The following is a 23,936-nucleotide window of genomic DNA, read 5'->3' as shown; positions in this document are numbered from 1 at the left end:
AACAAAACAATTTTAAAACACCCTTCTAGCGAAGGGTGGGTTTCTTTGTAACCAAAGAAACAAAGTTTTCACTTTTTTAAAAAAGTGAAACAAAAAAACTTTTAATATTGACAACAAAACAAAAATATTGATTTTTTTAAATAAATTTAAGATTTTTTAGATCATTAAGATATAATAAAAATACCAAGCACAAGAGTGTTGCACTTGATATTTCATTTTAGGAAAGACTAGCTAAACTAGTCTTTTTGTTGTTAAATATATTATTTATATATTAATCTCATAATCTCACTCATTTTATTAGGGAATTCACTTATATCATACATTTGATTAATATTTAATGTCAATTTATGACTAACTTGATTATATTAAGGGTTCATTAGGAGGGAATTTATTTATTTGAAAGAATATGAACTTATTTTTTATATTATATAATTTATATGTAATAAAATTTAGTAAGAAATAGAGGTAAATCAAAATGTTTTCAAGTTTAATAAACTTATTTCGCAATAAAGAGAAAAAAAGAAATAGTAAGAATGATAGCAAACCTGATACTATTGTAGCAATAGGTAGAGTTGAAGAGAAAAAAAGAAATAGTAAGAATGATAGCGAACCTGATAAAATAGAATATTTAACAATTGATGAAAGTAATATATCAAAATTTATTGAGAATAATTATATAGAAAAAATAAATGGAATAACATTACACGATGAATATAAAATATTAAAAACAATAGAAAACGGACACTCAATTAAATGAATGCTTAAAGAATCATTATTAATTTCTGATGATGTAGTCATTTTGCATTTAGATATGCCTAATGTAGAATATATTGGTAAGCAAGCGTTTTCTTGAAACGAAACACTTATAAGTGTAAATATTCCAAACGTAAAATATATTTACGATGGTGCTTTTTCATTTAATAGATCCTTAACAAGTATAAATATGCCGAATGTAGAATATATTTACGAGGGTGCTTTTTCATTTAATAATTCCTTAATAAGTGTAAGCATGCCCAAACTCATTGAATTTTACGGTGGTGTTTTCTCTTATTCAAGATATTTGACAAATGTAGAGATTCCTAATGAAGCTATACGTAGGTCTAGTGAATATGCTTGTAAAAATTCTTTTCTAAAAACTATATTTTTAGAAAATTATAATATTGATAAAAATAAAGGAAGTATAGAAAATATAAGTATTGAACCTAAAACTTTAAATGACAAATATGAAAAAATAGAATATTTAACAATTGATGAAAGTAATATATCAAAATTTATTGAGAATAATTATATAGAAAAAATAAACGTAAAACGATATTATGAAAATGATGAATCTAAAATATTAAAAAATGAATATAAAATATTAAAAACAATAGAAAACGGACACTCAATTAAATGAATGCTTAAAGAATCGTTGTCAGCTTCTGAAGATGTAATCATTTTGCATTTAGATATGCCTAATGTAGAATATATTCCCGTAAAAGCATTTTATGAAAACGAAACACTTATAAGTGTAAATATTCCAAACGTAAAATATATTGACGATAGTGCTTTTTCATTTAATAGATCCTTAACAAGTATAAACATGCCGAATGTCTCTGAAATTTTCAACTATTCTTTCGATTTTACGACATCTTTAGAAAATGTTGTGATGCCAAAAAAACATATATTGGAATTTAAACAAACACATGCTTTTTATGACTGTAAATTCTTTGAAAACTTACGTAATTTAAGGTCTGATAAACTTGTAATTATTGATAATATCCTTATAGACGGATTAAAAGCTTCCGGTCATGTCGAAGTACCAGATAACGTGACTATTGTTAATGAATTTGCATTTGATTCAAATAAATCTTTAACAAGTATAAGTATGCCTAATGTTGAAACAATTTACTTGGGTGCTTTTATTGGCGCCACATCATTAATAACAATTGATATGCCTAAAGTTAAATGAATTAATTCTTTCGCCTTTGAACATATATATACGCTTGATTATTCCATGTCAATAGTACCTGCAACTCTAACAGAAGAAGAATTTTATGATATAGTTGTCGATGGTGAAGAATGAGGCCAGTAACGACTTTTAGAAAATATTCTAATTAATTTTATACTTTGAAATCAAAATAAGGAGATTTCATCAAAATAATTCTATAATAGTAAATACAAAAATAAAAAAATTAAGTTTAACCTATTTGTTTTCAATCCCCCTCAATAAGTTATTTTAAAATAATTAAAGAAAACAAGATTATATTATAATTGAAAGAGGGGATAAATTCTTTATAAAAGAAGGGGGTTCAAAAGATGTATAATGTTTTAAAAAAGGATTTATGAAGAAGTTTTTTTAATAACATAAACCCTTTAAATTTAGATAATAATGTTGAGATGAGATTTTATATATTACAAGCACTATTTGATAGTAATACTAAAGATTTTAAATATAAAAACTCAGCACACTTAAAGGCTTTTAGAACAAACACTTTGAAACTTGTTAGAGACTTTCAGGGGGAAAATGCTTATTTCAAAATCCATTCAGAATTCATTAAATCTGTTGGTAGAGATTTTGATGGTATCTATGGTACTATGGGTGTTCATAAGAATAATTATTCAAAGATGGATAAAGAAAGAATCCATAACTTAACACTTAAACATCCAAATTGGTATTTTATACCTGATTATGAGAGTAATTTATTGTTCATAATTAGTGATGATAATTTGGCAATTAGACCTTTATTCATGAGTATATATATTTCAGATAGTAAGGATTTAAAAGGTGGTACTTCTTTCTATGATGAAACACAAAGACTTTTAAATTTAGTAAATGAAAAATATATTCAAAAATTTATGAATGATCAAAACATTGAAAAAACCAGAGAAGAATTGAAAAAATATTTTGAATGATATAAAAATGTTGGTAGAAATAATAGAGTTTGAAGAATATGAGACTCACCTGAATTTCAAGAACATGAAAAGGCTTGACAACTAAAAAGAAGAGAAGAAAAGATACAAAAACAAAAAGAGTTGGAAGCAGAGTATGGTGAATATTGAAAATAGGTTTGAAACTGTTTGAGAATATAAATATTACTATAAATTGATTAGAAAACTACTCAAAGATTTAGATTATAAAGTTGAATATCAAAACATGTATAGTTTTGATAACAATTTTGAATATAGATTTAAAGATTTAGTGTTTGTAATAACAAAGTTAGGTGATACTTGAATGTTTAGATCTAATGATATAAATATCAACAATTGATTTTTAGAAAATTCAACTTTTTTAGATTTAAAAATGAAAAATATAACAAATTATTAATAATTTGATGATTAAAAGATTACAAAAGGAGTTGAATATTAAGTAAAGAAAATACGAAAAAAACTAAAGTAGAAGAACATATAAAATTAAAAGATTAAGTAAATAATTTTCAAAAAGGATATTAAAGATGAGTAACATTAAAGGATATTGAGATATATATAGAAATTATGATATGAAAAACAAAATATCACCTTATGAGTTTTTCCCTTGACATTATGGGGGTAAAAATGGTTATTTGAAGGAAAGGGAATATTTTGTAACTAAGGATTTAGATGGTAAAGAGGGTAGAATTGATAGTAATACCCCTCCTACAATTGGAAATGGTAGAGAAGAACCAATTGCAGGTGCTAACTTTTATTCAAGATTACTTGAAGATGATCAAGAAGGCTTTAAATTTAAAAAAATTGACCCTAAACAAGATTACAATTTAGAAACATTTGGTGGTTTAGATGAGTTTTATGAAGATAATTATTCTCAAAATACCTATGAAGCCTATCAATATGCTTTATCAAAAGAATTTATAAAACAAGCTAAAAATACTAACGTTCCACTAATTGATCATAAGGGATTTATATATATAAAAATCCCTTTACAAAACTATTCTTTTTATTCCGAACCAAAAACATCACATCCTTTGTTTAGAATTAATATAAATGCCTTACCAATGGCCTTTAAAAAATCAAAGGAAACTGATTCAATCCAAGAAGAATTAGTTTTGCCCAAAAATGCATCTCAAACTTGAATTAAAGAATATCCTGAAATTTTTGATAATTTAAAACTTGATGAAAATGTTTTAATTGATCAAGATGGTTCTCATATTCTTGTTTATACATTAACTTCTGATTATATGAATTTAGATGAAAAATTATCAAGTTCAGATCATTTATTCATTTGACTTTTAAGAATGACATATTTTCAAAAGGCTATAGACCCTAACTTTGACCCTTTCAATACAGATCCAAAGAGTCCTTTAAGTAAAATAAACCAAATTGAATATTTAGGTAATTTTGAAGATTTATTTTTAAGAAATCTTGAAGAACTAAAAGATGCATTTGAACCATTAGATCAAAATGGAGATTATAACTATCTTAAATTTTCAAGACAACATAGTTTATCTTTAAGTAAAGTTGAAGAACCACGAACTTACAATGATGAAATTAAGGCTGCTAAAGAAAAAAATAAAGAAAATGAGCACCTAAAATTTATTCAAGAGCAAAATAATTATCTTTGAGGTGAAAATTATAGACCTAAAAGAGAAAGTAGATTGAATTTATCAAAACTTAATCTAACAAATTCAAGATATATTTGGTATAAAAACAAAATCATTGATAAATCAAAAGATTTGGAAGGTTTTAACAATCAATTAAATCAATTGAATTTGGTGGGTTGGGGTAATGATTATGAACCATTCACTAAAAAAGAAAGTTATTTTAGTGCTGATAAATCAAAAGAAACAGATTTTAAAAGGTAATAGATGGTAGAAACAAGTTACAAATGTTATTTTTCTTATTTTGTATCTGTAAATTAATAAATATTTAAAAATAAATTTATTATGAATAGATCTAGATAAATGATATTTATTTTTACACTTTATTTTAAAGACATAAAATATAATTCGAGAAAAAAGATTTATATTATAGTTATATATAACAAGATATATTTGAGAGTTTTGGTTTAAAATTCAAAAAGTATATCTTGAATTTTAAAGTAACATATGTGTTATGATGTGATTTTAACGAAGTTAAAATACACTACTTTAACTACTTTAAACAAGTAATAAAAAGAAAAATTTTATAAAGTCAAAAATTATTTTTATATAATCTGACCTAGTAAGAGTGTTAATTAAAAACATATCTTAATAACTATGAAATCATTTATTATGTATTTATACCTAATGTACTTTTGGTGTAATAGATATTTATCGATATAAGAATACATTTTAATAAATATGAGAAAATTATATTATTTATAAGATTTTTCTTGCATAACTATTCTTGTACTAGAATAAAAATGGTAAGATTAGGCCAGAGTACTATATGATGCCCTGGCCACTTTTTATTATCTTTGTTAACTATGAAAAATTATAAATTACATAATCAACATAGTATTTATTTTAAACCAAATTAATTAAGTTTTATATTTTGTTACTTTATTAAACTGTAAAAAGAAGAACTATTAATAAAAATATGATAAGCGAGATATTTTATAATTTTCTATGAGAGAATCTATAATTAACGGCTACCCTAATAAATGGTACGTGATGTAAAACATCGAGTTTATTTAATAATAGAATTTGTATCATTTCTTTTTCTAAATATACTAATGCTTTATCGTTAAGAAATATTAAAAAATGAAATAGCAACAAAGATAAATGATAAGGTTGTGAATGTGTTAAATAAAAAAACTATATAGAGAATTATGCTTCTAGAGTTGGAAGAATATTTAATGATTATAAAAATTTTATAAAAACCTAACTATAATATTTTAGAAAATGCAATCATAGTTACTTTTTATTAATTTAGTATTTAACTTATTTTTAGAAAAAGATAAGATATATTCATGATTACTCTCCACATAAACTGGATCATTTTGTGAATTATGTTTTTTCAAATTAAATTAGCACAAGATTCTCTTCTCCAAAAATCTCATCCATCAAGACCTTTAAATATGCTTGTTCGTTGTCATCAATCGATACAAAAATAACTCCATCATCTTTGAAAAGTTTCTTAGCCAATTTAAGTTTTTTCATTCATCATGTTAAGTCAACCGTTACGGATGAATTTATCACGATATATAAATTTTGAAGCGAAAATATTTTCTTTGTCATTTGCAGAGTTATTTCCGTCTGTACGTGCTGATTCTGTGTTATAAGGAGGGTCAATATAGATTACATCGTAGTTATAATCTAAGCCGCGACTCTCTCTATTACTAATAAATTTTTAAGAGCATCGTAGTTTTTACCTATGATCAAGGTGTTTTCGCTTTTAGATTCATTGAATCTAAAAGATTTTTTATTGTTGTATTTAAGCACTGAAATAGTTTTGCTATTAATTTCAGGTGCTGAATCGAATGTAAAGCCAATTTTTACTCTTTGCATTAAAAATTGGTACACGTTTTGTAATTGAGTTTTATCAAGTAAGATTTCTAAGATCATTTTACATATTGCTTTTTGATCGTTGTTTAAATCATTTACCGATAATTCATCAATTTTATTTTTATAATCCTCAAGTAGTTGAGAATAATCTTTATTTTCCATATTTATCCCTTTTTATAATTTAATATATTTTAATTATAAACAATTTTAAAAGTCAAATTATTTTATTGTAGTAATTTTACCAATTCAACAAATTAAATATAATTGCTCATATAAATAATATAATGTGTAAATTTATATGCAACTAGCAATTTTTCTTAAAAGTTTAAATTATATGATGTTAAATAGTAAATTTTTTAAATAAATTTAATCTAAATAAAAATAGCAACTATTTTCATAGCTGCTACTTGGTATATTTTAAATATATATGGTGCCTCAGACAGGACTTGAACCTGCAAGGAAAATTCCGGCGGATTTTGAGTCCGCTGTGTCTGCCAATTCCACCACTAAGGCATATTTAAATTATACTATAATTAATAATTTGAATATAATCTTTTGTAATTTTTTTGATTCTTTTTAAAATATGATCAAAATAGTTCGGAAAAACTAAATCCTTGCATAGTAAATGAACCTAAGGCTATTTCAAATACATATATTACATTTTGTGAATTAGAGTTAGAAATTAAATTACTTATACTTATAAATAATTCTTTAAATTGTTCATTTATATCATTGCTAATTATTTTTGGTTCAAAATTAGGGTTTACATCGTGTTCATACCCTATAGTTATCAAAAAATGCATTAAATCAGCGAATTCTTCTTTAATTGCTTCAATGTTAATGTTTTTATTATTCTTTCAATATTTAAAACTTTGAACTTCATTAACATATTCGGCTGCTTCAATAATTAAAGCAAGCATTTTTTGTGTTTTTATATTTTTATCGCTAAATTCAGGGTGTGTTATTTTTCTCTTTTGATGTATCTTTGCGTCTAATTTTTTTTGCAATTCAAATAATATTTCTAAATTCATCTTTTCCTATCTTCAATCATCTATTTGTTCGAAAATACTATCAATATCTTCTTGATCTAATTCGTAATAATCGTCTTCATAGCAATAATCTTGTTCTATATCATTGTTTTTTCTTATTATATAGGTACCGCCATTATTAGTAACTGTATAAGACAATTTTATTTCATCGTGTTTATTGTGTTCAATAATAAAATTTTCCACTGAATTTTGTAAAACCCCTGTTCCTCTACCTGTAATTATTTTGATATGATCGTGTTTGTTATTTAACAATTCTAAAATTTTTAATTGTATTTTTGGTAATGCTTCTTCATGTGTGAAGCCGTGTATATCAATTGTGTTTTTCATTATTTAATCACTATATTTGCATTTTTCATAATATTTAATGCGTTTTGGTGAAATTCCTTTGCGTTATGGTTTTTAGAATCAAATGTTGCTACAGAATTTTCTATTACAACTACTTCTTTATCTGAATTAATTTTATTTAATCACATTTTTAAACTTAAAGCTAATTGCAAAATACAAATATCGGTACAACACCCTACTATTTCAAAACTATTAAATCTATCTCAATAATCGGGTCTAATCTCGAAGAAACCATTTGTTGTATTTTTGTAAATAACGTTTTTATTATCTTCTTCAACGAAATCAATTAACTCTTCCACTATTTCGGCTTCAGGTGTACCTTTTAAACAATGCGGAGGATATGATTTCATTTCAAGATCGTCTTCGCTATGTGCATCTGCTAAGAAAATGATGTTTTCCGCCTTATTTAAAACGCTTTTTATATTTGGGATAATATTTTTAATTAACGGACTCGAAAGTGGTCCGAATTTTGCAAAACCATTCAACATATCTACTACTATAGTTAGTTTTTTTTGCATTATCTCTCCTTTTGGCATGTTGGACAATAACTTGTTCCTCTGCCGTTAGGTTTAAAATCTAATTTTACTTTAACTATTTTATCCCTTTGACAAGTGCTACATATTTGGTTTTCTCTTCCATAAACTTTTAAGAAATTTTGAAACTCACCACTAATTCCGTTGACCGATGCATATGAATTAACTGTGCTACCGTTATGAATAATACTTTGATCCATTACTTTTTGAGCATTAATCAAAAGTTGTTTAAGTTCATTTTTTGTTATTTTATTAGCGGGAGTCATTGGATAAATTTTTGTCATGTGCAAACTTTCGTCAGCGTAAATATTACCAATTCCTAAAACAAGAGATTGATCTAAAAGAACTTTTTTAATGCTGATTGTTTTTCTTTTTAATTTATTAAATAATGCATCAACATCTACACTTTCAGGTAAAAAAGCAAGATTTTTAATTTCGTAAATACTTCTTTGATCTTCGCTTGGTAAAATTTCAAAACTTCCAAACATTCTTGAATCATTATACACAAGTACTTTTTGATTATCCAATGTGAAATAAATACAATCACCTCTATAAGCATATAAAGCAGGGTCATTGATATCTCTAACAAAATATTTCCCTGTCATTCTCAAATGAGAAATAAGCCTTGATTTATCATTAAAATTAAATATTAAAAATTTACCAATATTTTCAATATTAGATATTATTTTGTTTTTTAAAAAACTAATGAAATTTTTTTCATCTGTATTTTTTATTAATTTTGAAATTTTAACTTCTACTTTTAATATTTTTTTGTCTTGAACATGTTTGTTTAATGCTCTTTGCACGACTGTAACTTCTGGATATTCTGGCATGCTTTTATTATATTAAATATTAAAAAGTATTAAAATAATTATATGAATAATTTTGATGATATTATAATTTGTAGTACTGATACAGTTGTTGGTATTGGTGGTAAAGTAAATGATGAAGTCTTGGAGAAAATCTATTTTTTAAAAAATAGACCTTCTAATAAAAAAATAATAATTTTAGTTGGTTCAATAGAACAAGCTTTAGAGTTTGGTCAATTTAATCAAACAGCAAAAAAAATAGCACAAAAAGAATGGCCGGGAGCGACAACTATCATAGTAAATAATCAGGGTTTTAGAATGCCAAATAATAAAAAATTAATCGATTTTTTATTAAAAAATGGTCCACATTATATGACAAGTGCTAATAAATCGGGATTTCCTCCAATTAAAATTGAACAAGCAAAAGAAGTTTTTCCGGAAGTTAAAAACGTTTATGATTTCGGACCAGGAACTAACGTCCCAAGCATATTAATAAATTTAGATACAAACGAAGTTATAAAGCGTTAATTATGGTATGAAAAACAAAAAATAACCATTTTATTTTTAAAGTGTTAAAATAATATTGGTTATTTTTTAATATTAATACTAGTCTATTATATTCCTTTGTAAAATGCAATGTAAATAACCCAAATTACAATGTTAGAAATAGGAGAAAATATGACACCACATATTAGTGCAAAAAAAGAAGAAATTGCAAAAACAGTTATTATGCCTGGAGATCCGTTAAGAGCTAAATATATTGCCGAAACATTTTTAGATCCAGGATATAAATTAGTAAATTCAGTTAGAAATATGTTTATGTATACCGGAACATATAAAGGAAAACCTGTAACAGTCGCAGGAAGTGGAATGGGTTGTCCTTCAATCGGAATTTATTCATACGAATTATTTAAATTTTATGACGTAGATAGAATTATTAGAATTGGATCTGCAGGTTCTTATAAAAAAGATTTAGGTTTATACGAAGTGGTTCTTGCAACAGAAGCGTTCGCTGATGGTGACGCATTTAGAAGAATTGCTTTAGGAAAACCAGGGAATGTTGCTAAACCAAGTGACAAATTAAATGATGAAATTAGAGAAATTTCATCTAAATTAAATATAAACTTAAACGAAGGTAGAGTTCATTCATCTGATGTCTTTTATTCAGTTGTTCCTCTTGAAGACAGAATTAAAGATACTGAAGCCATTTGTGTCGAAATGGAATCATACGCATTATTTACAAATGCAGAAGCAACAGGTAAAGAAGCAGCGTGTTTATTAACAATTAGTGATAATTTAATTACACACGAAGAAACTTCGTCAGAAGAACGTCAAACAGCATTTACAAAAATGATGGAGATTGCTTTAAATTTAGCAAAATAATATGAGAGTAGTTGATATTATTGATAAAAAAAGAAGAAATCAAGAGTTAAGTGATGAGGAAATTAAATTTTTGATTAGTTCTTATGTAGATGGTTCAACACCTGATTATCAAATTAGTGCTTTTTTAATGGCGGTAGTTTTTAATTCAATGACACCAAGAGAAATTGCAACAATGACAAAAGAAATGATGTATTCTGGTGATGTTATTGATTTATCAGAAATACCTGGAATTAAAGTTGATAAACATAGTACCGGTGGAGTTGGGGACAAAACAACTTTAGCAGTTGCCCCAATTGTAGCATCAATAGGTGCTCCTGTTGCAAAAATGAGTGGTCGTGGTTTAGGTCACACAGGTGGAACAATTGATAAACTAGAATCTATTCCTGGGTTTAATGTAGAAGTTAGTGAAGAAGATTTTATTAAACAAGTAAAAGAACATAAAATTGCAGTTGTTGGTCAAAGTTCAAAACTTGTGCCGGCTGATAAAAAATTATATGCTTTACGTGATGTTACTGCAACTGTAGAAGCAATACCTTTAATCGCTTCTTCAATTATGTCAAAGAAACTTGCTACAGGTTCAAACGCAATTTTACTAGATGTTAAATGCGGAAATGGTGCTTTTATGAAAGATGAAAAAAGTGCTGTTGAATTAGCTCAAACAATGATAAACATTGGTAAAGAATTAAATGTAGATGTTAGAGCTGAAATTACAAATATGAATAGACCTATTGGTAGAGAAATTGGTAATAAAAACGAAGTTTTAGAGGCTATTTTAACACTTAAAGGTCAAGGTCCTGAAGATTTTAATGAATTAGTTTACTCTTCATGTGTAACAATTTTAGAACAATCAAAAATTGCTAACTCACATGAAGAAGGTATTGCGCTTGTTAAAAAATCAATCGAAGATGGAAGTGCACTCGCTAAGTTTTATGAGTTTATAAAATTACAAGGCGGTGATGTTGAAGCGCTAAAAGACCCTAACTTTTGAAATCCGAAATATAAATTAGAAGTTATTTCAAAAGAAGAAGGTTATGTAGAAATTTTTGATAGTTTAACATTTGGTATAGTGGCTATGAAATTAGGTGCTGGTAGAAAAACTAAAGAGGATTCAATTGATTTTGAGGCAGGAATAAGTATTGCTAAAAAAACAAATGAATACGTTAAAAAAGGTGAAGTTTTATTTAACTTATACTCATCAAATCCAATATCGATAGAATTAGTTTCTGAATTAGAACAAGGGTATAAAATAAATAAACACAAAGTTGAAAATAAAATTATTTTAGGTAAATTAAAATAAGGAGAAGAGAGATGAATTACAATAAAATGATAGATCATACATATTTAAAACCTGAAGCAACAGAAAAGGATTTAAATAAATTAATAGACGAAGCCAAAAAATACGATTTTAAAACAGTGTGTGTTAATTCTTCATGAGTAAGATATGTTGCAGAAAATTTAAAAGGTAGCGAAGTAGGGATTACTAGTGTTGTAGGCTTCCCTTTAGGTGCTATGATTACACAAGCCAAAGCTCAAGAAGCAAAATTAGCTATAGATCACGGTGCAGATGAAATTGACATGGTTATTCATATTGGTAAATTTAAACAAGGTGACTATGAATACGTTTTAAACGATATTAAAAAAGTTAAAGAAGCAATTGGTTCACATGTATTAAAAGTTATTATCGAAACTGCTTTATTGACTGAAAAAGAAATTGAAAAAGCAACAGAAATTGTTATGAAATCAGGAGCAGAATTTATTAAAACATCTACAGGTTTTAGTTTTAGAGGCGCAAATCTAAAAGATGTTGAAATTATGAAACGTGTTGCTGGAGATGCTTTATTAATCAAAGCTGCAGGTGGAATTAGTAATATGGATGATTTAATTGCAATGTATAACGCAGGTGCTACAAGATTTGGAACAAGCCGTTCAGTAGCAATTGTTGAGGGTAAAGATTCTAAAGGCGGATATTAATTAAAAGGAAAAATCTAGAAATATAAGTTCTAGATTTTTGTTTTATTATAGAGCTCTAATTTACCATAGATAAGTTGAGCTCGAAAACATTCGAATATGATTTAAATCAAAACAGTATTATTATTTACTTTAATTTCCCACTTTGATTTATTTTGAAACAAGATTTTAAAGCAGATTTAATTATTTACTTCCGTTTTTTAAAAAAATATGATGAAATAATTAAAAAATGAAAGGTGCAAAATGAGTTTAATAAAAAATTGCTTTAACAATTTTATTGAGTAAAGTTTTTATGATTATACTTATTAGTTCTATTATTAGAGGTAGTATTTACTAATCCGGAAATAATTACTATTATCATTTTAAGGATTTTATCAAGTGTATTAGCTTTTATAGGTTTTATTACTCATATGATGCTATTAGGGTAATGTTAGTGGAAATATGGACATTTTAAAAATAAGTTTTTTTATCTCTAATTGTTACTTTTATAGTTTTAACTTTACGTAATAATTATTTTTTAAAAATATTTAAAATAGTCAAATATTAAAATAAAAACTTATAAAAGTAGGAGTTAAAAATTCCTAACTTTTATAAGTTTTAATATATTTACTTTTTATTTTTCATAATCAACCCATACAAGTGTGTGGTCAGAAATTTGTGAACGAATTATCTCGAAGTCTTTATAATTTTCGTGTGTTTTATAAGCCGGAGATTGTTTTCACAGTTTAATCATTTGGTTTTTATCAAAAAAACCATCATTAAAAGAATTTATTAAGTCAAGTTTAAATCATGAATTTCTATATTTTATATCCATATTATTTAATTTTTCTGCTTCAGTAATTATGTTTAAGTTATTTTCTTTAAATAATATTTTATCATATGCATTTGCATAACCTTTTTTAGATCCTAAACTTGTTTCATAATATTCATATTTATTATAAGATTTAACATTATTTACTTGGTTAATTCTCATATCATCATAGTAATTTATTATTTGTCTACTTTTAAAATCGCTAGATAAAAATAATTCATTATTTTGAGTTTTTATATTAGTATCACCACCAAAAATAATTGATGAATTTTGATTTGTTAATTTCTCAAAATAATCAAAAGCATTAGCTAATCTTGATGCTTCAAATACCTCTTGTGTTCCTTGTCCTGAGTATTTCGATGTTTGTTCATCACTATTTTTCTTGACATCTGGACTATCTAAATGTCCGAATATTGTTGTTATTTTTTTGTCTAATAAATTATCTTTAAAAAGAACTCCGAATATTGGGCGCTTAAATGATCTTTGTACATTTTTTTCATCATTTGCTTTTTCTGTTCCGAATGATGCGCCAATTTTATCGCTATTAAATTTTTCTGGTGTTAAAACAGTGCTTTTATATAATATTGCAATTTGTTCTTTAGTTGCGTTATTTGAACTAGGATTTGAATCAGATATTGGTTGAATTATTGATTTTCATTTTGATTTAGAATCTAATTCATTTAAAGTTTTTAGTATTCTATCTACTTTATCTCCGTCATCGTAATTAATTTCAGTTAAACCAACTAAATCTAATTTAGTTTTAATTATAGCTTGTGATATTGCTGTTACTTTTAAACCACCTTTATTTGATGTGTCTCCACCAAAATTTAATATGTTTCAGTGCCCGACTCTGGTAACATTTTGTGGTTTATAATAACGCACATCATTACTTAATTTTATTTTTGAGTCAGAATTATTCGCTTCATAACCAGCATTATTTTGTAATTCTTCGTTGTTATTTTTTTTGTTAGGTTTATCCTTAACTCATTTGTAAATGTAGTAAGCGCCAATTCCTAAACCTAAAAGAGTTAAACTTCCAAAAGAAAGCAAGATTTTTTTAATTATTTTAAACATATTTCTCCTTTTATTGCTTGTTATTCAATGTTTTTATTATATATTAATTAAGTTAGAAATTAATACTATTTATAACTTTTTCATAATTCAAATTTATTTATAGTTATGCTTAATTTACTCCTAATATTAAAAACAAAGTTTATTTAATAAAATATATATTTAAAATACTAAAAAAAATATTTTTTGATATAATGAATATGTTACTTCTTAAGTAACCGTACCAAATGGGTTTATAAAGAAGCTAAGCTCACCCTAAGGACGAGCCACTTTAATGGAGGTATTGCATGTTAGCAATTATCGAAACAGGTGGGAAACAACTTTTAGTTAAGGAAGGTCAAACAATTTTTATTGAAAAAATTGAAGCCGAAGTAGGTTCAACAGTTGAGTTTACAAAAGTTTTATTAGTAGACGATAAAATTGGTAAACCTTTCTTAAAAAATGCTAAAGTATTAGGTACAGTCGAAAAACAAGGTAAAGCTAAAAAAATTATTGTATATCGTCATAATGCAAAATCAACACATAAAAGAAAATTAGGGCACCGTCAACCATATACACGTGTTAAAATTACTGAAATCAAAGGATAATAACTAGAAAATGGCAAAGACAAAAGCTGGTGGATCTACCAAAAATGGTCGTGATTCGCATTCAAAACGTTTAGGTGCTAAATTAGGTGATGGTCAATTTGCAACAGCAGGTTCAATTATTTATAGACAACGTGGAACAAAAATTCATGCAGGATTAAATGTTGGACGTGGTGGAGACGATACATTATTTACAAAAATCGACGGATATGTAAAATACGAAAGCAGAAAAAATAGAAAGTATGTTTCTGTTTACACTGAAAGACAAAAATAAATTTAATTAATAAAATGGGAATAACTCATTTTATTTTTTTATATTATTTTGAATGATGCTATACTTTAAATTTAAGTAATTACAATTATTATAAATCAAATGAAAGAGGGAAAAATGAGTAAATTTATTTTTGTTACCGGTGGTGTAATTTCAGGACTTGGGAAGGGAGTTTCTGCTGCATCTTTAGGTAATTTATTAAAAGCACGAGGCTTTTCAATTTTTGTTTTAAAACTGGACCCATATTTAAATGTTGACCCTGGTGTTATGTCTCCTTATGAACATGGTGAAGTATACGTCACTAAAGATGGAGGAGAAACAGATTTAGATTTAGGTCATTATGAAAGATTTATTGACGAGAACTTTAGCAAAGATTCTAATTATACAAGCGGAAGAATTTTTCAAAATATATTGAATAAAGAAAGAAAGGGTTTTTATAATGGAAAAACAGTTCAATATATTCCGCATGTAACAAATGAAATAATATCAATAATAAAAAATATAGAGGATAAGTATAAAAAAGATTTTGTTATCGTCGAAATTGGGGGAACTGTAGGAGACATCGAATCTAATCCGTTTATTTATTCGTTAGCTCAAATGAGTTATGAAAATGAAGATAATACATATTTTATACATGTTACATATGTTCCTTTTTTAAAAACTTCTAAAGATTTCAAAACAAAACCAACACAATTTTCAGTTTCTGCATTAAAGGGAATGGGGGTAAGACCAAATATGATATTTTTAAGATCAGATTATTTGGTTCCTAACGAAATTATAAAAAAGGTTGCTAATAGTTCACACTTACCCATTGAAAACATTATTTCAACTCCTGATTTAAAAAATATATATGATATGCCACTTTATTTAGAATCTAAGAAAGTAGTTCAAAATATTTTAAATCATTTTCATTTAAAAGATAAAAAACCAAAACTAAAAGAATGAGAAAATTTTATTAAAAAAGTTAATTTACCAAGAAGTAAAACAGTTGATATTAAAATGTTAGGTAAATATACCTCGTTTACAGATGCTTATAAATCTATAAATGAAGCGTTAGAAATATCAGCAATTCATTTAGGTGTTAATTTGAATTTAGAATTTATAGATTCTTCAATTTTAAATAGCGAAAATTTAGATGAAGTTTTTTCTAATGTAGACGGAGTTGTTATATTACCAGGTTTTGGCGCAAGAGGTTTCGAAGGTAAGGTTTTAGCGGCCGATTTTTGTAAAAGAAATAAAATACCCACTTTAGGTATTTGTTTAGGGATGCAAGCTATGACTGTTGCACAAGCAAGACGCAAAGGAATTGTAAATGCGACTTCAAGAGAATTTGCAAACGATAAACTTAATGAAACTTACGTTCTTGACTTTATTGATGGAAAGAGTGAAAATGATAATATTGGCGGAACTTTGAGATTAGGAGATTATGAAACAGAGTTTATTCCTAATTCTAAAATAGCAAAGTTTTATCAAAAAAATAATATTTTCGAAAGACATAGACATAGATTTGAGGTTCAAAATAAATATATAAAAGATATCGAAGATGAAACATTTAAGTTTACCGGCTTTAATCCTGAGCACAATTTAGTAGAATCATGTGAGGATCCAACACAGGATTTTTACATTGGAGTTCAATATCACCCAGAATTTACATCTAGACCTTTAAAACCACATAAATTATTTATGAATTTTTTAAAGTTTGCTTCAAAAAAGAATAAAACAAACTAGTGTTAAAATGCTAGTTTGTTTTAAACTTGTAAAATGCTTGAAATATAAGTTACGAGCTTAGCTCCGGACTTGATTAATTGATTATTACCGTCTTCAATATCTACACCTGGGAAGCAATTTATTTCTTTTCCATAATTTAAAAAACAATTAATTAAATTGTTTGTTTTTGAATTTTTTTGCATTGAAAATGATAAAAATTTATCACTAATGAGACTTGCAATGTTGTTTGTTTCATAAAAATGTCTTATCTTTGGGTGAGTATTTGGTGGATATATACTAATAACTAGTTCGTTTAGTGAATTAAAATTAATAAAATTATAAGAGTCTAATCCTTTTTGAGCAAAGTGTATTATACGACCTTTATTATTTTTAAAATAATCAACAATTTTTCTTTCAGTTTTTGCATAATCACATGTTGTTATTACAGCATCATTTATTATAGTTTTATAATTATTCAATAAATATTTGTTTGTGGTAGTATTTCAAATTTCGTTAATAATATAAATTTTATTGCTAGTATTTAAAAGATTAATATTTCCTTTGTAAAATAGACAAATCAATGGTTCTTTAAGATAATATAAATTTTTAGGATAATTATCATCTAAAATAGTTAAAAAATTGATGCCATTTTGTTCTAATATTTTTAAATATTCTTTTTCATTATTTTTATCTATTTTTTCATTATTTTTAATTGCGTTCATTATTAGTTTATAATCGTTTTTGTATTTTATTGCAAAATATAAAATAATATCATTCATTTTTACCTCCAAATAATAAGTGTAAAAAATGTAAAAACGGACTAAATTTGTTAAAATAATGTTTTTTATTTCAAAAAATAAAATTTATTTTTTAAACTTTTAATGAATTTTTGTCATTTTGATACAAAAAGTTATTAGTTTTTAATTTAGTTTATGCATTATAAAATTAATAATTTCAATTATAAAAACAAATATTTTATATTATAATTTAATAAAGTTTGACAAATTACAAAATATAGGAGTTTACTTATTATGAAAATAGCATTTTTTGATGCAAAAGATTATGACATTAAATATTTTGATAAATACAATAATAATAGACATGAAATTACATATTTTAAAGAAAATTTAAATTTAAACACAGTTTCTTTAGCTAAGGGATATGATGCAATATGTGGTTTCGTTAACACTTATGGTGATAAAGTTATTTTAGAAGTGTTATCAAAATTAGGTGTTAAATATTGATTACAAAGATCAATGGGATACAATAAAATTGATATTAAAAAAGCAAACGAACTTGGTATTAAAGTTTTTAGAATTTTTAATTATTCAGCAGAAAGTGTTGGTGAATTTGCTTTTGCCACAATGTCTGCTTTGAATAGAAATTTATTACTAGCCAATCAAAGAGTTGAAAAATTTAATTTTTCATTAAATAGTTTAGATGGAAAATGTATCGCAAATTCAACAGTTGGTGTTATTGGTTCAGGTAAAATAGGACAAACATTTATTAAAATTGCAAGAGCTACAGGTGCTAGAGTTTTGGTTTTTGATGCTTTTGCAGAAGAAAATTTCCCAGATTTAGCTAAAAACATGGGATTTGAATGAGCTTCGCTAAGTGAATTATTATCACAAAGTGATTTTATATCAATACATTGTCCATTATTTAATTCTACAAAGCATTTAATTGATGAAGCTGCCGTAGAAAAAATGAAAGAAGGCGTTATTATTGTCAATACAGCTAGAGGTGAATTGTTACATATTCCAGCTGTTTTAAAAGGTCTTAAAAGTGGGAAAATTAAAGGTCTTGCAAGTGATGTTCTAGAAAGAGAAGAAGGAAGATTTTACGAAGATGTTTCTTCTAGAATTGATGAATTAAAAGAACTTGATCCTGAATGAAAAGAATTGATTGAGTTACCAAATACATTAATAACATCACACCAAGCATTTTTAACAGATTTAGCATTAACTCAAATTGCAAAAGTTACACTTGATAATGCTGATGCTGCTCAAAAAGGAGATTTCGAAAATTCATTAGTTTTAATGGATAACGGAAAAATAAAGAATGGATAATAAAGTAGAAGCACAAAAAGTTTCACTAATTAAAAATTTATTTAGTTTTTTCAAAATTTCTCAATCTAAAAGAGAAAATGCAGAAAAACCTAAAGATGTGAGAACTTGAATAATACATGGTATTTCTGAATTAATAGGAACAATATTATTATCACTTTTATTAGCAGGTTTAAGCACGACCGTAGGACAATTAAATAATAAAGCAGTTGTTATTGAAGAATATTTATTACATCCAATTATCGTTGGTTTTTATGCTAGTTTTATCGCAGTTGGATTAGTATTGTTTATATTTTTAAGATTTAGTTGTGATTTAAACCCCTCTGTTTCGTTATTTAGATATTTAAACGGAACAAATAATGGTTGATATACATCCTATAAAATATCAATACAATTTTTAGGCGGTTTTATTGCTGGACTAATTATTTATGGAGTCGGTAGTTCTACTGCACCTGAAGGATTTTTATATAATCAACCAATAACCACCATAGGAGCTGCCAAAAAAGCTTTTCATTTATTCCAAGGTAGTTCAAGTGTTTCGACAATGAGTACAGCTGGAACATTTTGAATTTTATTTGTTGAATTAGTTATGACAGCAGTTTTATTATTCCCAATTTTTTCACCAAATATAAATAATAAGTATCGTGATTTATTTATAATGTTTATTATTTCAATGAGTGTTTGAATGGGTATTTTAGGTGGTTCTGCAGCAATTAACCCTGCTAGAGGTTTTGCTCAACAAGTTTCAACTTTATTTATTCAAAATTTAGATACTGCCAATATATCAGTTAATTCTCTTGTGGCCGCAAATGGTATGACTATTGCTCAACAAAAAGACGCGGTTATGAATTCAGTAATTTCTGCTACTATAACAATGATTTTAGCTGATTTACTTGCTCCTGTATTCTACATTTTTATACAAGGTTTAACAAAATATGTCGTTAACCCATTTGTTGTAAAAGTAATTGCATATAAAAATTACAAATCACAAAATATGGAAAAGCCTTCTAGTAAATAATAATTAAATATCTCAATTTGGGATATTTTTTATATATAATATTAAATATATTTTTTAGGAGAAAAATGAATCAATATACGCACTATATTTTAAGTATATTTTTTATTACTTTATTTGGTTTAATATTTATTATATCAATCGGATATTATTTCTTTTGAAAGTATTTTATAGATTATAAAAAAAATAAGCAAGGCTTTTTGTTTGAAAGTGTGATAAATAGAAAAATAAAGAAAATAATTGATAAAAAAACATTTCTTTTTTCTGAAGGTGGTATTTATTCGTATGATAATAAAAAGTATGAACTAGATGGTTTTTTAGTTAGTGATTCAATGATTGTGGTATGTGAGTATAAACTTTACAACGGAATATTGTCTGGTAATGCTAAAAATGAAAAAATATTTTTAAGTATAGGAAAAAAGAGGAAAATAAAGGTTAAAAATCCTATTTTTCAAAACGAAAATAATATCAAGCATGTTTTAAAAATGTTGAAAAAAAATATACCGTATGCTTCGTTAGTAATTGTTCCAGAAAACACGAAAATAGAGATAAATGATATACCTAGTCATGTTTTGTTTATTAATTCAGATAATATAGAAGAAACAATAAATAAACTTATTTTATCATCTCAAAGATTGCCTAAAATTATTAATAACGAAGATGTTAAAAATTTATTCCAAGCAATGAAAATTAAAACCACTAGAGAAAAAATAAAATTTAAAAATATGTTAAAAAATAAAAGGTAAAAATTATGAATAGAAAAACAATTGAAGAATTAGAATTACAATTAAAAATAAGCAAAAAAAGTATTGAAACAGTTTTAAAAATGTTAAATGAAGGTAATACAGTTCCTTTTATATCTAGATATAGAAAAGAACAAACCGGCGGTTTGAACGAAGAACAAGTATATGAAATTGAAAAAAGATATAAATATGTTAACGAATTATTAGAGCGTCAAGAGTCAATATTAAAAATATTAGAGGAAAAAGGATTATTAACTAAAGAAATAGAAAATTCTATATTATCCACAAAGGTCAAGTCAGATTTGGAAGCTATTTATGAACCATTTAAAATTGGGAAAGTTACAAAAGCTACATCAGCAATTAAATTAGGATTAGAACCTTTAGCAAAATCAATTTACGATAATAAAAATCCTAATTTTAATAAAGAAAAAGAAGCTGAAAAATATTTGAACAGCAATGTAACTACAGTTGAGTTTGCGCTAGAGCAGGCAAACTTTATCATTGCTCAATGAATATCTCAAAATGTTCAACTTAGAACAGCTATTAAAGAACAAATTTTAAAATATGGTCTAATCGCTACTAAATTGAAGAAGAATGCATCTGATGACGGGGAGAAATTTAAAATTTATTATGATAAAAAAACACCAATTAAATACATTAAAAATCATAATATTTTAGCTATAAATAGAGGGGTAAAACTTAAAATAATTACAATTACATTTGAATACAATCAAGAATATTTATTAAAAACAGCGCTATATTATATTGATAGAAAACAAGTAAATAGAAAGAATATTTTTGAAGCTATAAACGATTCTTTAAAACGCTTAATATTACCTTCAGTTGAAAGAGAGATTTTTAGTGACTTATTTAGTAAAGCGGAAGAATCATCAATTAATATTTTTGCTAATTCAGTTGAAAAATTATTAAAAGCTCCGGCGACTCAAGATAAGGTAGTTTTAGCAATTGACCCAGGTTATGCAAATGGTTGTAAAATGGCAGTTCTAAATCGAAACGGTGATTTTATAACTAAGCAAAAAATGTATCCACATAAGCCACAAGAAAAAATAGAATTATCTAAAAAGATAGTTTTAGATTTAATAAGAAAATATAATATTGATATAGTTGTAATAGGTAACGGTACAGCTTCACGTGAAACTGAAAAGTTCATCGCCAACTTAGTTGAAGAATATAAATTAACCATTAAATGAACTATTGTGTCCGAGGTGGGTGCAAGTATTTATTCAGCATCAAAAGTTGCTATAGAGGAATTTCCGGATATGTCGGTAGAAGAAAGAAGTGCTATAAATATTGGTAGAAAATTTATTGACCCTCTTAATGAACTTGTTAAAATTGATCCTAAATCTATTGGTGTGGGCCAATATCAACATGATGTTAATCAAAAAGAATTAGAAAATTTCTTAACTTTTAAAGTTCAAAAAGTTGTTAACGAAGTAGGGGTTGACATAAATACAGCAACTAAGTCAATATTGACTTATATATCAGGACTTAATTCAACATTAGCAAATAATATTATTGATTTTAGAAAAGAAATAAAATACTTTTCTAACCGTAATCAACTAAAAATGGTAAAAGGTATTGGTGATAAAACTTTCGAACAATCTATAGGTTTTTTAAGAATTTTTAATTCTGATAACTATTTAGACAAAACATTTATACATCCTGAATCTTACAATCTTGCTAACAAAATTATTGAAGATTATAACTTAGAACCAAGTGAAAACGGCATAGATGTTTCGTTTTTAAATATAAATACTTTGATTCAAAAATATAATTCTAACAAATTTGAAATAGAAATGATTTTAGACGCATTAAGAAACCCACTTAAAAAAATAGATAATAATAAATCAGGATTTTTATTAAAAGATTCTATAGTTGATCTTGAACAACTTAAACTTGGTTCGGAAGTAGTTGGAACAATAGAAAATATAACTGATTTTGGGCTCTTTGTTTATATCGGCATTAAACAAACATTATTTATTCATTTAAATGACTTAAATTTACCTAATAATGTTGAGATATTTGATCAATATTATCCTGGAATGACAATTAAAGCAACAATCTTAAATATAGAAAAAGATAGAAATAGACTAAGTGGTAAAATTGCCTAACTAAGGGTTATTAAATTACATAAAATAATGTAAAATAAAGATATGAAAACAACAAACAATAATATCGAAACAAGCTTTAAAAAATTTAGTTTATTTCCAAAATGAACAATCAAAAAAATGGTGTTTGTTGCTATTTTAATTGCAATTTCGGTTAGTTTTACGATAATAGTTGCACAACTTGTACCGATTGTGAATTTACCAACATATAAATTCTCTTTTATTGGTTTACCAATTAAAGTTTCTGGTTTTATTTTCGGTCCTATGGTAGGTCTTTTTGTTGGGATAGTTAGTGATTTTCTTTCTCTATTATTTATACCCCCAGCTGGATATAATCCTTTTTATACATTAGCAACCGCTATTAACGGTCTCATATCTGGTATTTTTGGATTTTATTTTATAAGCATTATTAAAACAGCCTATAGCAAAGAATATTTAATACAAAAAACTATGAGAAAAATTAATTTGTTATCGATTAAGTATCATGAAGCAAAATTAAAAAGGAATGATATTTTAGCTGAAAAAATTGCTTTAAAAATTTTAGAATTAAATTCTAGAAAGAAATATGTAGCTAGCGAAAGTGCGTTACAATATCAAAAAAATATTTATTTATTTGTATCAATATTGCTTATTATCTTAGTTATAGCTATTAATACTTTAGTTGTTTTAAATATGCCTGAAAAAGTTATTGATAATGGTATCATTCAAAATAAATATTGATTAATAGGTATAATGAATGCAGGTTTTGTATTAATGATTTTATTTATATTTATAGGTAGATTTATTTTAAATACTAATACATATTTAAATATAGTTCCGATAATTGTTTTTAGCGCCTTTTTAGAGCTAATTAATGTTCCTGTTCTTTCTTATGCTGATCTTCTCTCTTTAGGTAGTGGTGACATTAAAGATATTTTTATATGAATTTCTCAACATATTTTATCTAGTCCAATTAAAATTTGATTTAATACTTTTGTAATTTTCTTTACATACTCAGTTATTAGTAAGTTAGTTAATAAAAATGAAGATTTAGTTTATTAAAAAAGAAAGT

General features: G+C 25.6%; 24 protein-coding genes and 1 tRNA gene. 16 read left to right on the top strand and 9 right to left on the bottom strand.

All coding sequences use genetic code 4. The features are described from left to right. The first annotated feature begins 475 nt into the window (after window positions 1-475). The 4 genes from JXZ92_RS04130 to JXZ92_RS01225 all read left to right on the top strand — a co-directional run bounded on the left by JXZ92_RS04130 (window position 476) and on the right by JXZ92_RS01225 (window position 4,778). Window positions 476-2,074: a leucine-rich repeat protein gene (locus tag JXZ92_RS04130; RefSeq protein WP_205851967.1), complete on the top strand. Its 1,599-nt coding sequence runs from the start codon at window positions 476-478 to the stop codon at window positions 2,072-2,074. A 224-nt stretch (window positions 2,075-2,298) separates the two neighbouring features. Continuing rightward, window positions 2,299-3,048, top strand: a complete 750-nt coding sequence (locus JXZ92_RS01235; protein WP_205851966.1) for a hypothetical protein — start codon at window positions 2,299-2,301, stop codon at window positions 3,046-3,048. Beyond that, window positions 3,029-3,307 carry a hypothetical protein gene (locus JXZ92_RS01230; RefSeq protein WP_205851965.1) on the top strand — a complete coding sequence of 93 codons (279 nt, stop codon included), beginning with the start codon at window positions 3,029-3,031 and terminating at the stop codon, window positions 3,305-3,307. The genes JXZ92_RS01235 and JXZ92_RS01230 overlap by 20 nt, the downstream gene beginning before the upstream one ends. Before the next feature lie 127 nt (window positions 3,308-3,434). Beyond that, entirely contained in the window at window positions 3,435-4,778 is a 1,344-nt protein-coding gene (locus JXZ92_RS01225; protein WP_205851964.1) for a hypothetical protein, read from the top strand. Between the two features lie 1,140 nt (window positions 4,779-5,918). Here JXZ92_RS01225 and JXZ92_RS04125 read toward each other — a convergent pair. The 7 genes from JXZ92_RS04125 to mutM all read right to left on the bottom strand — a co-directional run bounded on the left by JXZ92_RS04125 (window position 5,919) and on the right by mutM (window position 9,161). Beyond that, complete coding sequence (locus tag JXZ92_RS04125; protein ID WP_308699351.1) at window positions 5,919-6,134, bottom strand: DNA methyltransferase; 216 nt, start codon at window positions 6,132-6,134, stop codon at window positions 5,919-5,921. 78 nt (window positions 6,135-6,212) lie between these two features. Beyond that, entirely contained in the window at window positions 6,213-6,563 is a 351-nt protein-coding gene (locus JXZ92_RS03665) for a type III restriction endonuclease subunit M (RefSeq protein ID WP_241006856.1), read from the bottom strand. 266 nt (window positions 6,564-6,829) lie between these two features. Continuing rightward, window positions 6,830-6,914 (bottom strand) — tRNA-Leu (locus JXZ92_RS01215). Window positions 6,915-6,934: 20 nt separating this feature from the next. Then, on the bottom strand, window positions 6,935-7,432 hold the full coding sequence (locus JXZ92_RS01210; protein WP_205851963.1) for a dUTP diphosphatase: 498 nt from the start codon (window positions 7,430-7,432) through the stop codon (window positions 6,935-6,937). Between the two features lie 6 nt (window positions 7,433-7,438). Continuing rightward, window positions 7,439-7,777, bottom strand: a complete 339-nt coding sequence (locus JXZ92_RS01205; RefSeq protein WP_205851962.1) for a Smr/MutS family protein — start codon at window positions 7,775-7,777, stop codon at window positions 7,439-7,441. Next, on the bottom strand, window positions 7,777-8,313 hold the full coding sequence (locus JXZ92_RS01200; RefSeq protein ID WP_205851961.1) for an isochorismatase family cysteine hydrolase: 537 nt from the start codon (window positions 8,311-8,313) through the stop codon (window positions 7,777-7,779). The genes JXZ92_RS01205 and JXZ92_RS01200 overlap by 1 nt, the downstream gene beginning before the upstream one ends. After that, window positions 8,313-9,161, bottom strand: a complete 849-nt coding sequence (gene mutM / locus JXZ92_RS01195; RefSeq protein ID WP_205851960.1) for a bifunctional DNA-formamidopyrimidine glycosylase/DNA-(apurinic or apyrimidinic site) lyase — start codon at window positions 9,159-9,161, stop codon at window positions 8,313-8,315. Before mutM ends, JXZ92_RS01200 begins: the two co-directional genes overlap by 1 nt. 42 nt (window positions 9,162-9,203) lie before the next feature. Here mutM and JXZ92_RS01190 point away from each other — a divergent pair, with 42 nt between their 5' ends. The 4 genes from JXZ92_RS01190 to deoC all read left to right on the top strand — a co-directional run bounded on the left by JXZ92_RS01190 (window position 9,204) and on the right by deoC (window position 12,491). Next, on the top strand, window positions 9,204-9,665 hold the full coding sequence (locus JXZ92_RS01190) for an L-threonylcarbamoyladenylate synthase (RefSeq protein WP_205851959.1): 462 nt from the start codon (window positions 9,204-9,206) through the stop codon (window positions 9,663-9,665). 150 nt (window positions 9,666-9,815) lie between these two features. Continuing rightward, window positions 9,816-10,520, top strand: a complete 705-nt coding sequence (deoD, locus tag JXZ92_RS01185) for a purine-nucleoside phosphorylase (protein ID WP_205851958.1) — start codon at window positions 9,816-9,818, stop codon at window positions 10,518-10,520. 1 nt (window position 10,521) lies between these two features. Continuing rightward, window positions 10,522-11,817 carry a pyrimidine-nucleoside phosphorylase gene (locus JXZ92_RS01180; RefSeq protein WP_205851957.1) on the top strand — a complete coding sequence of 432 codons (1,296 nt, stop codon included), beginning with the start codon at window positions 10,522-10,524 and terminating at the stop codon, window positions 11,815-11,817. Window positions 11,818-11,828: 11 nt separating this feature from the next. Next, window positions 11,829-12,491 (top strand): deoxyribose-phosphate aldolase, encoded by a 663-nt coding sequence (gene deoC, locus JXZ92_RS01175; protein WP_205851956.1) that lies wholly within the window; start codon window positions 11,829-11,831, stop codon window positions 12,489-12,491. Window positions 12,492-13,101: 610 nt separating this feature from the next. On the opposite strand, the gene JXZ92_RS01170 is transcribed toward deoC, so the two are convergent. Further along, window positions 13,102-14,373 carry an MnuA family membrane nuclease gene (locus tag JXZ92_RS01170; protein ID WP_205851955.1) on the bottom strand — a complete coding sequence of 424 codons (1,272 nt, stop codon included), beginning with the start codon at window positions 14,371-14,373 and terminating at the stop codon, window positions 13,102-13,104. Window positions 14,374-14,657: 284 nt separating this feature from the next. Here JXZ92_RS01170 and rplU point away from each other — a divergent pair, with 284 nt between their 5' ends. From rplU to JXZ92_RS01155, 3 genes are all read left to right on the top strand, one after another. Then, window positions 14,658-14,957, top strand: coding sequence for a 50S ribosomal protein L21 (rplU, locus tag JXZ92_RS01165; RefSeq protein ID WP_205851954.1), 300 nt, complete (start codon window positions 14,658-14,660; stop codon window positions 14,955-14,957). A 10-nt stretch (window positions 14,958-14,967) separates the two neighbouring features. Beyond that, a complete protein-coding gene (rpmA, locus tag JXZ92_RS01160; protein ID WP_174892985.1) occupies window positions 14,968-15,228 on the top strand; it encodes a 50S ribosomal protein L27 in 261 nt (86 codons plus the stop codon). A 114-nt stretch (window positions 15,229-15,342) separates the two neighbouring features. Continuing rightward, window positions 15,343-16,953 (top strand): CTP synthase, encoded by a 1,611-nt coding sequence (locus tag JXZ92_RS01155; RefSeq protein WP_205851953.1) that lies wholly within the window; start codon window positions 15,343-15,345, stop codon window positions 16,951-16,953. A gap of 20 nt (window positions 16,954-16,973) precedes the next feature. Here the strand turns inward: JXZ92_RS01155 and JXZ92_RS01150 are convergent, their stop codons facing one another. Beyond that, window positions 16,974-17,711 carry a DNA processing protein gene (locus tag JXZ92_RS01150; protein WP_205851952.1) on the bottom strand — a complete coding sequence of 246 codons (738 nt, stop codon included), beginning with the start codon at window positions 17,709-17,711 and terminating at the stop codon, window positions 16,974-16,976. A 252-nt stretch (window positions 17,712-17,963) separates the two neighbouring features. On the opposite strand from JXZ92_RS01150, the gene JXZ92_RS01145 reads away from it, so the two are divergent. The 5 genes from JXZ92_RS01145 (at window position 17,964) to JXZ92_RS04120 (ending at window position 23,926) form a co-directional block, all read left to right on the top strand. Beyond that, window positions 17,964-19,001 (top strand): 2-hydroxyacid dehydrogenase, encoded by a 1,038-nt coding sequence (locus JXZ92_RS01145; protein WP_205851951.1) that lies wholly within the window; start codon window positions 17,964-17,966, stop codon window positions 18,999-19,001. Next, a complete protein-coding gene (locus tag JXZ92_RS01140) occupies window positions 18,994-20,016 on the top strand; it encodes an aquaporin (protein ID WP_205851950.1) in 1,023 nt (340 codons plus the stop codon). The genes JXZ92_RS01145 and JXZ92_RS01140 overlap by 8 nt, the downstream gene beginning before the upstream one ends. Before the next feature lie 65 nt (window positions 20,017-20,081). Continuing rightward, the gene (locus JXZ92_RS01135) at window positions 20,082-20,759 is read left to right on the top strand and encodes an NERD domain-containing protein (protein WP_205851949.1); all 678 of its coding nucleotides are present in this window, start codon (window positions 20,082-20,084) and stop codon (window positions 20,757-20,759) included. 5 nt (window positions 20,760-20,764) lie between these two features. After that, the gene (locus JXZ92_RS01130; protein ID WP_205851948.1) at window positions 20,765-22,888 is read left to right on the top strand and encodes a Tex-like N-terminal domain-containing protein; all 2,124 of its coding nucleotides are present in this window, start codon (window positions 20,765-20,767) and stop codon (window positions 22,886-22,888) included. 42 nt (window positions 22,889-22,930) lie between these two features. Then, entirely contained in the window at window positions 22,931-23,926 is a 996-nt protein-coding gene (locus tag JXZ92_RS04120) for an ECF transporter S component (protein ID WP_205851947.1), read from the top strand. Window positions 23,927-23,936: the final 10 nt, after the last annotated feature.

The organism is Mycoplasma sp. CSL10137, from assembly GCF_017116845.1.
Taxonomy (GTDB): Bacteria; Bacillota_I; Bacilli_A; order Mycoplasmatales; family Metamycoplasmataceae; genus Mycoplasmopsis.
This window is presented reverse-complemented; position numbering and strand designations above follow the sequence as displayed.